The organism is Fibrobacter sp. (genome assembly GCA_024398965.1).
In the GTDB taxonomy this organism is placed as follows: Bacteria; Fibrobacterota; Fibrobacteria; order Fibrobacterales; family Fibrobacteraceae; genus Fibrobacter.
Map to the genome: position 1 here is coordinate 134,966 of JAKSIF010000004.1, position 13,768 is coordinate 148,733.

Sequence of the window (13,768 nt, forward strand, 5' to 3'; positions counted from 1 at the left end):
TTAGGGTTTTTACAAGGGAATCATTATGAAAATGAAAAAATTACTCCCCTGCCTAATGGCACTCGCAGCCATTCCGGCATTCGCTGACGCCACGACCGCTGTCGCTAAGAAAGTCGGCCCTGTCAGCCACTACGGTACTCTCGGTTCTGCCAATGGCAAGGTCATTGGCACCAAGACCAACCAGCCCGCAATCCTCCGCGGTATGAGCTGGTTCTGGTCCGATGCAACGGGCCTGCCCTACTATTCCAAGACCGTTCTTGACTGGGCAACCGACAACCTCAAGATCGACGTCATTCGTTTCGCCATGGGTATCAACTACTATGGTACCGATACCAAGAACAAGCTCTCCGACGGTTACTCCTACATGAGCGCACCGGATAGCTACAAGGTTATCGTCGACAAGATGATCGAAGCCGCTATCGAAAATGACATCTATATCATTCTCGACTGGCACAGCCATCAGGCCAACTCTGAAACTGCTGCAGCAAAGGCCTTCTTCTCTGAAATGGCTCAAAAGTACGGCAAGATTCCTAACGTCATCTTCGAAATCTTTAACGAACCCACCGGCAGCTGGGGCGAAGTCGCCAACTACGCAAACCAGGTCATTCCCGGCATCCGCGCCGCTTCCGAAAACCTGATCATCGTGGGTAACCCCGGTTGGTCCTCCCAGCCTAACGCTGCAAGCGGCTTGACTCAAACCAACCTGGCCTACTCCCTGCACTTCTACGCCGCATCCCACCCGGTTAGCGGTTATGGTTCCAACGCCACCCAGGCAATGAACTCCGGCAAGGCCGTGTTCGCCACCGAATACGGTACCGTGAACTACGACGGTGCAGGTACTCCTAACGCATCTGCAACCCAGTCCTGGTTCGACTTCATGGACCAGAACATGATCAGTAGCTGTAACTGGAGCCTCCGCCAGGTGCAGACCACCGAAAATGGTAACGTCAAGAACGAAACCTCCGCATTCTTCGATGGCAGCACCGAACTTACTTCCAAGGCACTTCTCGATGCAGCAAAGACCAGTACTTCCGGTGCAATCGTCAAGCAGTATCTGGTTGGCAAGGGCCGTACCTGGGCAGACTCCCTGGTCAAGGGCAAGAACACTGGCGCATGCGCCTTCAAGTCCTTCTCTGCAGGCGAACTGGATGGCACCGTGGCAAGCAAGCTTGCCGGCGGATGTACCTACACCTCCAGCAACGAAAACGTTGTCAGCAACTCTGGTGAAATCAAGGGTGCAGGCTTTGCAATCATGACCGGCAACGACGGTTCTCAGTCCGTCATCACCATCAAGGGCATCCCTGCTCAGACCGTTCCTAACTTCCAGGACCTTACCTGTAACTTCGGCGGCACCTGCAGCACCAACAGAACTCTGAGCTACTCCGGTGGTCCCAACAAGGAATGGATCGTTACTATCGATCCTACCACCCTCGAAGGATCCAAGTTCACCTTGACTTCTCTTGATCCTAGCATCGTTACCGTAAAGACTGCAACCTGCTCTAACACTTCCTGCTCCAACGCTCAGAAGGGCAAGCAGGTTCTGATGTACGAATTCAAGAGCTTCGGTTCCGCAAAGATTGTTGCTACCGCAGCAGCAACCCCCGGTTACAAGGCAGTTCAGGACACCATCACCGTGACCTACGAAAAGGGTTCCAACAAGATGACCAACAACTTCAAGAACACCACCCTCGCTCTCGGCGGTGTTGCAGAAAAGTTGGTTCCTGATACCACCATGTACCACACTCCGGTAACCTACACCTTTAACGGCGAACCCACCTCCAAGTACGTTACCAAGAACGGCAACGCTCTCCAGGCCGGCACCGAAAACGCTGTAGTCAAGATTACCGCAAACGCTCCTGAAACCGAAACCTACAAGGAATTCCACATGACCATTACCGTGGTCGTGGGCGACAGCACTCAGGCCGTGAACAAGAGCGAAGTTGAAGCAGCAAGCATCGTCAAGACTAACCCGAAGCTCCCGCTCAGCGCAATCGTAGCTGGCAATCAGCTTCATGTCAACAGCAACGAAGCTGGCGACATCAACGTTGAAGTCTTCTCCATCACTGGTCAGAGCATCATGAGCAAGACCTTGACCTCCAATGGTACTGCATCCATGTCTCTTGCAAGCATTCCTAACGGCTCCTACCTGGTTGTCATCAGCCAGGGCGTCCGTCAGCTGAATGTCAAGTGGAACAAGATCTCTAAGTAAGTCCTAGAGCATCAAAACATTTAAGACCGCCTCCCCGTGGAGACGGTCTTTTTTTTGTTTCCGTAGGATATCTAAAGCGATCCTTCATGAAGACTCTTGACTCCATCCAAACGCAGCAAGAACAAAGCCACCGTCTTGTAGGGAGCGTATTTGCCGACTTTTACAGCCACCTCGGTGCAGGACTCAATCGCAACCTTCGGCGAGCCCGGAGTAGCCTACAGAGCGTCAGTCAGCCTGCAGAGATTCCAGCCAGGCATCCGAAGGCGACACAATGGAACAGCCCTGCGAAGGCAATTGGGAACGGAACGACAGCCTTCAAAAAAAGAAGGCCCGTGGTTCTACCACGGGTCTTCTTTTAAGCTTCAAGAATGATTACTTCTTCTTGGGCTTATAGCTGATTTCCGGACGGAGTTCGAGACCGATGGTCACCAGGAGGCTGACGATCGGTTCGTGATGGTCCTGAGAAAGATCATAAACGGCAACACCGGCCATACCGTCGTTCTTGACCTGCTGGGCAACAGCCTTGACAGAGGGAATACCCATGAAGACGATGGTTTCGGAAGAGCTCACAGCCACTTCGGACTGGGAGGCTTCATCGAAGGTAACCTTGTAATCCGGAGTGTCGAACTTGCCCATCAGTTCGGCATAGGTCACGTAACCTTCGTTACCGCTACCCACACCCTGGTGAGAAGAACCGAGACCGCTTGCGCCGCTCCAGGTCTTGCCATAGAGGAAGATGATAGGAACCAGCAAGTCAGTGTTAACGCCTGCGCCGGAAACCTTTTCCAAGGATTCCTTCACGTAGGAGGCACTCTGGTTGGGAACAACTTCGGAACTTTCTTCAGTCATCTGGTCGGACATGAACACGTCCACGTAAGCGAGGCGGTTCAGAGCGTCGGCCTTATAGGCATCCATACCGGCAGAAGGATAAACCACTGCGGTAACAGTCTGGCCGGAAAGACCATCCACAAGGGCGTTCACCATCTTGGCGTAGTCTTCTGCGTCATCTGCAGTCAGGTTCTGCCAGTCCAGTTCCACACCGTCGCCGCCGTTATCAGAAAGCCAGCTGCTGATGTTGGAGACGAAGCTGGAAAGAGCGTCGTCGGAACCGGCGATAGCCTTGAGAGCACCTTCGGTTTCCATGCCACCAACGGAAACGATAAGCTTCACGTTGTTTTCCTTGGACATCTGAACCAAGGTCTTGAAGTTTTCTGCGTCGTTTTCATCAGCAAAGGCGAGAGAGCCGTCTTCGCTGGGAGCCAAACCAACGTAATGAATGTCAGTCACGGTGTTATAGCGGATATCCTTCGGATAGAACTGGGAGTACTGACTCCAGTAAGGATAGAAACCAACAACCTTGTCCGCAGCGGCGTTTGCCATTGCGAATGCTCCAAGAGCAAGAGTCAAAGCAATTGTTTTAATATTCATGATTTTACCTCGCCCTACTTCTTAATTTCTCGAGCAGTGCCATTATCGTCGCAATACACCTTCTTAGTCGGGTATTCTTCGGTAATGATCGGATTTGCCTTTTCTGCTTCGGTGCAACGGCGGTAGCCCCAGCCATGGAGACGGCCGAACACAACGTACTGGTTGATGATAGCAGAAGTATCGATAGGCATCTTCTTAAGAGCACCGAGGTCATCGGTGGTTTCATAGAAGTTGAATGCGCGGAGCTGCTTCATCTTGTCGGCAGGAACACCGCCTTCCGTAGCAACCTTGATGGTGTCCATGGAAAGAGTGTCAAGACGGGTCTTAACATCCTTCTGGCTTACGGTCACGGTTTCACCGATAGTGAAGTCGGCAACTTCTTCAGCCTTGTTGAGGCCTACAACCTTAACAATAGCTCCAGCGGAATCCAAGGTCACTTCGCAAGTTTCGCAAGCCTTGACATACTTATGTTCCTTGGTATCCCAGGTACCGATGACCAGGATGCTCGGGGTTTCACCATCAACCACAGTCACATTAAGATAATGCTTCACGGTTTCAGGAACCAGGGAGTCACGGGTACCGGCAGAGTTGTCGGTTTCCCATTCGGTAGCATAGCCGAGAACGCCACCAACGAAGGGATCCTTGTAAAGGGCTTCGAGGGTAACTACGTCGGCATCGAATGCTGCAGAGTCGGCAGACTTGAGTTCAGCAAATGCTTCGCCAGAGGCATCCTTGAAAGAGTCATTAACGTAGGTCACGTAATCCTTATACTGCAAGTAGAGCAGCTGCGGATGGATCTCCATGTATTCGGACTTGCTGAAGTCAGCCGGGAAGTTTTCGGACAGAGCCTCTTCTTCTTCCACATCCATGGAAGAGCAGCCGAACATGGCGGAGGCTACTGCAACAGAGAGTAAGAATTTAAAGTTTTTCATTGCACAACCTCTTAGAAGTTAACCGTAACGTCAGCAACGATTACGTTCTTGTCAATGGAAAGTTCATCCGGGGCTCCGGTCATGAGGTTGGTGAAGGACACCTTGTCGCTCAACATACCGTACTGAACGGAGAGGTAGGAGTTGGAAGCAATCTTCACACGAGGACCAGCCAGAATCAAGGATTCTTCAGCCTTGTTGACGGCAGCCATGCCAACCGGGAGACCGATACCGAACTCTCTGTTAGAAGACTGGTAACCAGCCAGGAGAGCCACAGGACCGTATACATCGATAGATGCACCAGCCATCAGGCGGTCGTTCTTACGCTGCAAGAAGGCATCTTCTTCGGTGTGGTCGAAGGAGCCCTGGATCTTGATCTTGCGACCGAGAGCCGGGACAAAGCGACCCACATCAAGGGCGAGGCCCACTGCGTAACGGGTAAAGTTGTTTTCAACCAGGGCGCCAGTGGTAAAGTCCACAGCGGCACCTTCATTCATCATGGAGAACAAGGCGTTAACTTCAACAGCGTCGTTCCAGCTCAGGTTCAAGCTAGCCTGGATACCCTTGCGGTCCGGAGTAGCAACGCCGTACGGAAGTTCCATGCTGGTGGACGGATCCAAGCTGAACAGAGCCTGACCAATCTCAAGACGCTTCAGCACGTCGGCATTGTAACCGTTGCGGTAGAAGTGAGCGTTCTTGTAGTTGTTGTACAGACGAGCGTACATGTAACGACCATCTTCGTTCTGGCTAGACAAAGCGTTGTTGCTAGTCTCAGAAGTCATGAGGTTAGTTGCATTCAGCGGGTTGGAGTTGTAAACATGGAAGTAGATGTTTTCGAGACTTGCCATGCCGAAGCCGTTAACCAGGCCATTGTAAGGTTCGTCGAACATTGCGTTAGCGTTCAACACAACCTTGCCGCCACGGTATGCCGGAGTGGAAGCCATTTCAGACCAGAAGTCTTCATCGTTCTGGAGGTACATGACCTTCAAGTCACCCTTGATGCCTGCGAGATCCAGGTTCACATAGGGTTCTACGTAGAAGGCGGTACCGTCGACATCTTCGATGGTTTCGTTTTCCAGGTGCTTGTCATCGACGTAAGCAATCTTGATGTAAGCGGTGGGTTCACCGTTCACCTTGATTTCGGTCAGGTTGTACTGGATCTTCTGTTCGTGAACGAAGTAGTCCATATCGTCATTCCAGTTGGACATGGCGAATTCACCATTAAGACCGAAGCCAAAGGCAGACTTGCCCAGAAGCTTTTCGGAGTCGAAGCCAAGTTCCACAGAGAGAATGGAGTTGTCTTCGTAAATCACGGTGTCGCGGTCCTGGATACGAGAGCGAGTGCTCCACTGACGGTCAAACACGTCGGTATAGTTCACACCGAGATGTGCGCCGAAGGCTTCAGCACCGAGACGCAGACCGTAGAAGTAGCGGTCGGCATAGTCGAAGTCGAAGAACACCTGGTCGTACTTCTTGGCGGTGTTACGCATACGGGCGCCAGTGATCTGAGCGTTCACGTCGCTAACAACACCCAGGTTGCCACTATGGTATTCAGCGTTAACACCCTGCATCAAGCGGTTGCTTGTAGTGTCGAGGTTGCGCTGTGCCATGGATTCTACACGAGCCTGAGCAAAGATCTCGGGTTCCTGCAGCATAATCTGCTGCGGGGTGTAGAGGGTATACGGAGTATAACCGACGCGCATGTAACCCAAGTTGAAGTCGACATGCTTGTTCAGGATAGTACCATCGTAGGAGAACCAGTGACCGATAACCGGGTTGTTGTTCTCGTCGAAAGCACTCTGCCAATCCTTATGGAGACGCAATTCCAAGTGGATCTGAGTCTCGGAACTCGGGCGGGCAGTGAACACCAGGTTTGCATCAGAGTATGCCTGGTTTTCCTGAGTCGGAGAAAGTTCGCTGTACTGATCAGAACTGGACATGGAAGCAAGAGCACCAGCCTTGACGGTACCGTTGATACGAAGTCCCAGAACTGCAGCGTTCAAGGAGTCAAGCTTCTGAAGCAGAGAAGACTGCTGGGAAGCAACGTCCTGTTCCTGAGCAAAAGCAGATGCAGCGGAGAACAGAACTGCGGAAGCGAGACCGAAAGTAGAAAGATTCTTATTGTTCATCATTTTCGCGCCCTCCCATTAAAATTCCACGTTAAGGGAAGCTTCGAGGATCATGCGAGAGAACTCACTCTTGTAAGTACCGCTCTGATCCTTGGTAACATCGTAGTAGTTCGGCAGGTTGATAGCACCTTCAGCAGAACCAGCTGCAACAAGTGCTCCTGTGTTGTATTCATTTTCAACAGTCATCATGCCGAAGTTAACTGCCAACCAAGCGGTCTTTGCAATGTTGTAGTCGAAACCGACCATCCACTGCATCTGAGTACCGGACATCAGCGGAGCGAGGACGCCTTCAAAGCCCAACTGCTTCTGCTGATCGTCATTGAATTCGGTAGAGATCATCTGGAAGCCAGCGTTGAAGCCTACACGAGGCAGGAACTGAACATAGAGGCCAGCATTGATGAAGTCGGAGGAAAGCTCGGACTTGAGGTCAAATGCGCCAGCGGCAGTCCAGTTGTCTGTTTCCAAGGTACGTTCGGAATGCTTATAAGAACCGGAGATTTCCAGCGGCTTGCTGAAACCGAGGAGCTTGAATACGTCAACCTTGGCGCCACCACCGAATTCCATGAAGGTTGCAGCCTTGTAGCTGAAGCCCGGAGCGAATTCAACCGGAGAAACCTGCTGGAAGATGCTGAACAAGCCCTGGACTTCGGCAGCTTCGCCGATGTTTGCGATCAGGTTGGCACGACCACCGAGACGGTTGGAAGTGGCAAGACCGTTGGGCAGTGCAAGCTGCAGAGCCGGATCAGCCAGAGTCTGGAGGAGAGCCAGCTGATTGCGGGTGTAAACGTTAGCACCCCAGGAATTCTTGTTATAAGGAGCCCAAGTGTAGCTTTCGATCTGAGCATCGTTGAATGCGTCGTCGTTGGTACCGGTCGGCTTAGCGTTCAGGTACGGGGTCGGGGCAAACTTCGGTGCAAAGTTGTAGAGAGCGTCGAAGGAAGAGTAGAGTGCGGAGTTGACACCGTACTTAACAGTGCTACCGTCAAGGTCGGAGTTCTGGATGCGCTGGGCAAAGAACTTCGGAGACTGAGCCATGTTGTTGTACCAGTTGCTGTCGTTGTAGACACCGTCCAAGACCATCTTTACGCTGAATGCGTCAGTCTTGTAACCGGCGTTAGCATTGAGCAAGAGGCCCACACCATCCAAGGTTTCCTTGTTGTAGAAGTCGATTTCAAAGCTGGATTCACCAGATTCTTCATCAACAACTTCCTTGTAACCGCCGACGGTGTAAACATCGTCGCTGGAGAGTGCGAATTCTGCGGTGGCATTCAAGATCAGGCTGTTGCTGCCAGCTATGCCGGCAATGTCAGCACCAACGCGACCACTCATGACCAAGGTCTTCTGGGGATTTTCGTCCAGAGGATTGATGGCCTGGAGTTCGTAGGGGTTGGCATACTTGCTGTACTTACGACGCCAAGTGTAGGAATAGGTGTCCTCGTTATCGAAGATGTACATGGGAGTTGCACCGATGTAGATGTTCTGATTGAACGGGAACCATTCGAAGTTACCGGCAGCGAGCCACTTGTCCATGTTGGCAGCCTGGCTTGCACCGAAGATGGTGTCGTTAGGAATGATGTTACCTTCAGCACCGACGAAGTCCAGGACTACGTTGCGGTTGATACGGGCAAACATACCTTCGGCGCGGATTTCACCGAGAGCGCCGCCGAGGTTGTGGCGGAACTGGACGTTTGCACCCTGGAGGTTACGCTGGTTGCCTTCGAGCAGCTGCTGCTTTTCAGCCATGTGGCGCTTACGTTCGAAGATCTGGGCTTCGTACATGATTTCCACATCCGGGTTGAAAAGGGTCAGAGGAGAGTACTGCTGACGGAAGCTACCCAAAACCCAGTAGAAGGAATTGCCGATGTTGCCTTCGACGTTGATCCAAGGAACGGAAACGGTCTTAGCGGCAGAGGCGAAGTATTCCTGCATACCGGCACCCAGGCGAAGCATTGCATTAGCGCGAACATTTTCGTAGGGGCGGAAGCCAAAGTTAAGATCGGCGTATACAAACTCGTCCTTTTCGACGGTCTGCATCTTGTTTACGCCAGTAGGGTCGTTATCAGTGTCAAAGCTGGAGGACTGGGCTACAGCACGAATGCTACCTGTAACTTCCAGGCCACGCTTTGCGTTGATGGAATCAACCTTGCTTTCAATCAAATCCTGATTATCTGCAACGGAAGCGGCGGAGGCAGCTGCGGTTGCAACGAGGAGAGTGGCGAAAGTCTTTTTCATATTCATAGTCTTTTTCATTTTCAGCACCCCCTATTAGAACCAAGCCTTAACTTCGGCGGAAATGTAGTGAGAATGCCAATCATTCACAGAAACAAGTTCGTCGGAATGAGTCATGAACTTGTAGCGGGCATGCAGGCCTACGCGATCAGAGAAGTCCCAGTCGAAACCGACACCCAGTGCAGTTTCCATGTAGTTGATCGGAGCCTTCTTGTAGTAGTACTGACCGTACTGACCCACATAGGCGTACTGCTTCGGGTCCTTACCGATGTTCGGGGTAATGAGACCGGCGACGTAAGCCTTTTCAGAGCGGAAGGTTTCGAGACCCAGGATACCGACCATGTGGAAGGTGGGGGTCACAGCAACAGAGGGTTCGAACTGACCGAAGAAGCTCCACATGAGCATGTCGCTCTGAGATTCGCTGAAGGCGATCGGAGCGAAGGAAGTGGAGATGCCGGAAATAGAAGCGTAACCAGTCATCATGATAGTGCGGTCGGTATTGAACCAGCCACCGATATCATAACCACCCATGAAGGAGAAGTAGGAAGACCACTTGGTGTGCTGGGGAACTTCTTCGTTGAGAATCTGTTCAGCGTTGTCGTAGGCAACGAAGGATTCCCACAGTTCCCAGGTACCACCGTAGAGACCACCCTGCTGGCGATACTGCTTGATGCCCTTTTCGGTACCGATGGTGGTACCTACACGGGCAACGTAACCAGCGCCATCACCGTTACCGGAGTCAGCGATGAAGAGCGGCTTATGCTTGGTCCAGGAGTTGGAGCTTTCCCACATGTTACGGCCGTTCAAGCGGTAGTTGAACATGATCACGTCCTGACCATCTTCGATCTGACGGTGCTGACCGTACTGAACATCGAAGTAACCGCGGTTGAAGGTAGGTTCAACCTTCAGGTTGATACCAGCCATATTTGGGGTGTAACGCATGGAACCGCCGTTCAGGTAGGCTTCATCCTTACGCCAGCTGGTAAGACGAGAGGGGTTGCTCAAAGAATAGGGAGAGTAGAATTCCTTAGGCAGGAAGATTGCTTCGGCAGTGATGGGCCAGCCTTCGAGATGCTTGCTCTGAGCCTTCACATAGACACCGACCTGCGGGGTATTCATTGCAGTTTCGTAGGCGTCAGCCAGGTAACCGGTAGAAGGATTCAGTTCGTTGTAGTCTGCAGCGTCTGCAGTCTGATAGAACTTGACGGAGTCAGTCATGCTGACAGCCACATCAGCCATCAAGTAGAGCTTCGGGGTAATGTTGCCCTTGATGTCGATAGAGGCCACATGAGTGTTGAGGATGGTCGGACCCACGTCGGAGTACTTGATCCACTGGTTACGGAATTCGTCTTCGTAAACAATGCCTTCGTCGAACATGACACCGATGTAGTTGACACCGAGAGTCAGGTTGTCGGCGATCTTTTCCTTGGCGATACGGCCGTGGTAGATGGAACCACGCATATCGTAGCCACCGGACATTTCAAGTTCACCAGGCTGGCCACCGAACATGCGGAGACCGTCACGGGTACCGACGTCAGCATCCATAGGCTGGGAGACGAGGAACTGAGCCTTCAAGTTGAAGGGCAGCTGGTAGGCATTGGCAAAGACGCCACCGAAGGAGCGGTTGGTCCAGAATGCACGGCCACCTTCCTTAACGGGCTTAAAGACCTTTTCCTTATAGTAGGTACTTACAGTCTTTTCGTCTTCGAAGAGTTCGTACTGCCAAGCGAAACGAGGATTGGTTTCACGTTCCCACATGGTAAGGGGAGAGGAGTTTGCCCAAATCACGCCGCCTGCGGTAACGTAGGCACCGAACACACCGGCACGGATATCCACACCGAAGTTCATTTCTTCGTTAACGGTGGTGGAGTAGAAGTCGGTGGAGTGGTCGAACAGGACTCGCTCGTCGTGAGTGGGAACGTCCGTCGGCTTATGGCCCAGGTAGTTGCTGTACAAACCGGTCAGATCGAACGGCATGGACAGGTTGGTCCACAAGGTCATGTAGGAGTTGGGCATAGCCACGATGTTCATGTTAAGAACTGCATCCACCGGAGTACGGGCGATGTCGTTGCGGACCCACGGGCTACGTTCGGAGTAGTGGAAGTTCTTAAGACGGAAGGCCATGTAACCGGAAACTGCCAGGGGAAGGTCGTCCTTACCCATGAGAGTAGATTCCATGTTTTCGGTGAGACCGTCGATGTTTTCTTCCACAGCGGCAATCTGAGCATCCGGAGCCATGGTAGCGGGAGCGGCAACCACAGGTGCAGGTCCTGCCACGGGAGCGGTGCTGGTCATGTCCTTCTTGGGTGCTTCAGCTACCGGTGCCGGTTCGGCAGCGGGTTCTTCGGCGGCAGCTTCCTGTACAGGTTCTTCGGAGGAAGATTCATAGCTGCTGGAGTAATCGCTGGCGTCAGAATAGGAGGACTCCTCGGCTGCAGGTTCGGCTGCAGATTCTTCTGCGGGGGAATCGTAGCTTTCAGAGGCGCTGGTTTCTTCTACAGCGGATTCTTCGGAAGAATCACTGTAATAATCGTCCTGAGCGAACAGGAGCGAAGAGCAAAGCAGTGTCGTTGCTAGTGTAGTTAATTTACGCATAAAATCCTATTCCTCTTAAATCTCGTTGCGGAACGGGTAGTTGGCCGGACCTTCGTAAGCCTTGCCATGTTTCTTAATGACAATATCGTCAATCCAAACCTTGAAGGATTCGTTTTCATCCTTACGGACTTCAAGACGGAAACCCTTGAAGTTGGACCAGCTGAAGGGCAGCATCACTTCGCGGGTGTTCTTGGCATCCCAGTACACACCGGTACGGCCGAAGAGCTTCAGAGGAATGCTGAAGTGAGTCCATTCGGAAGTAATTTCGCCAAGGCTCTTGGAGCGGAGCTTAACCTGCATGGATTCACCACCGGTCTTCACACCGTCATCCACCAGCACGAACAGGGCGTTTTCACCACCCTGGGCACCCTTGATCCAGAATTCCAGGACGCCTTCTTCATAGTAGGGTTCCAGGTCGACGGAACCGGCAATACAAATAGCCACACCGGAGTAGTCGCTGGCAATAAGTTCGATTTCCATGGAAAGAGCGCCTTCCATAGCGAACTTATCGGTGAGGAACGGTTCCGGGTTTTCACGAGGATACTGGTAGGTATAGCCACCGCCACGTGGAATAGCTTCACGCATAACCACGGACACGACGTCCTTATCCGGGCGGAAGGGCTTAGCCTGCTTAGTAACAAAACGGGACTGGTCACGGTCGCGATAATCGCTAAACCCATAGCCAGCAAAGGAGAAAGATGCCATTAGGAGTACGCCAAGGGCGCACAACCAGCTTGCTTTATGCGGATTTGCTTTCATAATATTAAAAAGTCTCCAAATTCGGACCAGCATAATATAACTTGTTTTTTTGGGGGTCGGAAAATGCGTCATACAAAAAACAGCTTCAAAAAACCACATAGACAACCTGAATCCTAAAAAAACTGCGGTTTCCACGCGGTTTCTGCCGTAAACACATTATTTTTTAAAATTTGATTTCAAAATCGGATAAAAAGACTAATTTATCCCGTGTAACTACAACTTTACCTTTGAGGCACGATATGAAGAAAATTGCCCCTCTAGCGATGGCATTTGGCATGGCAGCCCTTTGTTTTACGGCTTGCTCCAGTGACGGCGGCGGACATGCAGCAGCTCCTAACTCCAGCGCCTCCGCTGAAGGAACACAGGTTGTTCCTGTCGACTATTCCAAGGGCCGCGCAATGAATGCTCGTTTGGGCAGGGGCATTAACCTGGGCAACTCCTGGGACTCCCAAGGCAGCAACCTTGACTGCAGCTGGAGAAACTGCATCGAGGATACCGATTTCGCAAAGATAAAGGCTACCGGCTTCAACTCCGTCCGACTTCCTGTCCGTTGGCAGTTTGATTCCGACTACGGCACCCATACCGTCAACCAGGAACGTCTCGCAGGCGTCAAGGAAGACATCCAGCTGGCTCTGGACCAGGGCCTAGCCGTTATCGTTAACTTCCACCACTACAAGGAACTGAACGATCTCTGCAGCGACTGGGCAGCCAATCCTGCCGCCTTTGAAGAGGAAAAGCAGCACTTCCTGGCCCTCTGGGACCAGGTTTCCAAGGAAATGAACGTGTTCCCCGACGACATGGTGGTTTTGGAAATCATCAACGAACCAGGCTGTAAGTTCCCCGAAGTCATTGACGCCCTGGAAATGGACGCCTACAAGATTATTCGAGCAAACGCTCCGGGCAAGACCATTATGTTCGAAGCCGACCAGGCTGCAAAATTTGCCCAGCTTCCCATGCTCCACCTGCCCCCCGACGGCAACATCATCTATTCCGGCCACTACTACGAACCTTACCAGTACAGCCACCAGGGTCACAGCTATGCATGCAAGGGCGACGATGCCTACGCAATGACCGCAATGGCCGACCTGAGAAGCTACGTGTCCCTGGCCCAGAAGCTCTATCCCGACATTAACGGCGGCCACGTTCCTATGAACATGGGCGAATTCGGCATCTCCGGCGGTGGCGATTTCGCCAACACCAGTTCCTGCGGAGCCGACGGCAAGCTCCCCTCCGCCAAGATGAAGGCTCAGTGGGCCAAGAAAGCTGCTGAAGCTGCGGAAGCCTTCGACATCTCCTGGCACTACTGGGGATTCACGAACGTGGGTGGTTTCGAAGCCTACGACCGCCAGAATGACACCTGGTACGAAGGCTTCCCGGCCGCATTCGGATTCTAGGAACCGGCAAACAGATTCAAGAAAGGCAGGTCTAAGACCTGCCTTTTTCTATGGGCTAGCGAAAGCGCCAGCCCTTTACGGACGGCCTTGTAAAAC

General features: G+C 52.3%; 8 protein-coding genes. 2 read left to right on the forward strand and 6 right to left on the reverse strand.

The genetic code is table 11. The annotated features are described in order from the left end of the window. The first annotated feature begins 31 nt into the window (after positions 1 to 31). Complete coding sequence (locus MJZ26_03155; GenBank protein MCQ2104770.1) at positions 32 to 2,209, forward strand: cellulase family glycosylhydrolase; 2,178 nt, start codon at positions 32 to 34, stop codon at positions 2,207 to 2,209. Positions 2,210 to 2,581: 372 nt separating this feature from the next. Here the strand turns inward: MJZ26_03155 and MJZ26_03160 are convergent, their stop codons facing one another. The 6 genes from MJZ26_03160 to MJZ26_03185 are packed head-to-tail and all read right to left on the reverse strand — an operon-like array spanning position 2,582 to position 12,224. Further along, complete coding sequence (locus tag MJZ26_03160) at positions 2,582 to 3,637, reverse strand: glycoside hydrolase family 18 protein (protein ID MCQ2104771.1); 1,056 nt, start codon at positions 3,635 to 3,637, stop codon at positions 2,582 to 2,584. 14 nt (positions 3,638 to 3,651) lie between these two features. Then, positions 3,652 to 4,569, reverse strand: coding sequence for a hypothetical protein (locus MJZ26_03165; protein MCQ2104772.1), 918 nt, complete (start codon positions 4,567 to 4,569; stop codon positions 3,652 to 3,654). Between the two features lie 11 nt (positions 4,570 to 4,580). After that, positions 4,581 to 6,698, reverse strand: a complete 2,118-nt coding sequence (locus tag MJZ26_03170; GenBank protein ID MCQ2104773.1) for a hypothetical protein — start codon at positions 6,696 to 6,698, stop codon at positions 4,581 to 4,583. Positions 6,699 to 6,713: 15 nt separating this feature from the next. Next, positions 6,714 to 8,945 carry a hypothetical protein gene (locus MJZ26_03175; protein MCQ2104774.1) on the reverse strand — a complete coding sequence of 744 codons (2,232 nt, stop codon included), beginning with the start codon at positions 8,943 to 8,945 and terminating at the stop codon, positions 6,714 to 6,716. Between the two features lie 15 nt (positions 8,946 to 8,960). Continuing rightward, complete coding sequence (locus tag MJZ26_03180) at positions 8,961 to 11,519, reverse strand: hypothetical protein (protein ID MCQ2104775.1); 2,559 nt, start codon at positions 11,517 to 11,519, stop codon at positions 8,961 to 8,963. A gap of 15 nt (positions 11,520 to 11,534) precedes the next feature. Further along, entirely contained in the window at positions 11,535 to 12,224 is a 690-nt protein-coding gene (locus MJZ26_03185) for a sugar-binding protein (protein MCQ2104776.1), read from the reverse strand. Positions 12,225 to 12,517: 293 nt separating this feature from the next. On the opposite strand from MJZ26_03185, the gene MJZ26_03190 reads away from it, so the two are divergent. After that, positions 12,518 to 13,672 (forward strand): glycoside hydrolase family 5 protein, encoded by a 1,155-nt coding sequence (locus MJZ26_03190; protein MCQ2104777.1) that lies wholly within the window; start codon positions 12,518 to 12,520, stop codon positions 13,670 to 13,672. Positions 13,673 to 13,768: the final 96 nt, after the last annotated feature.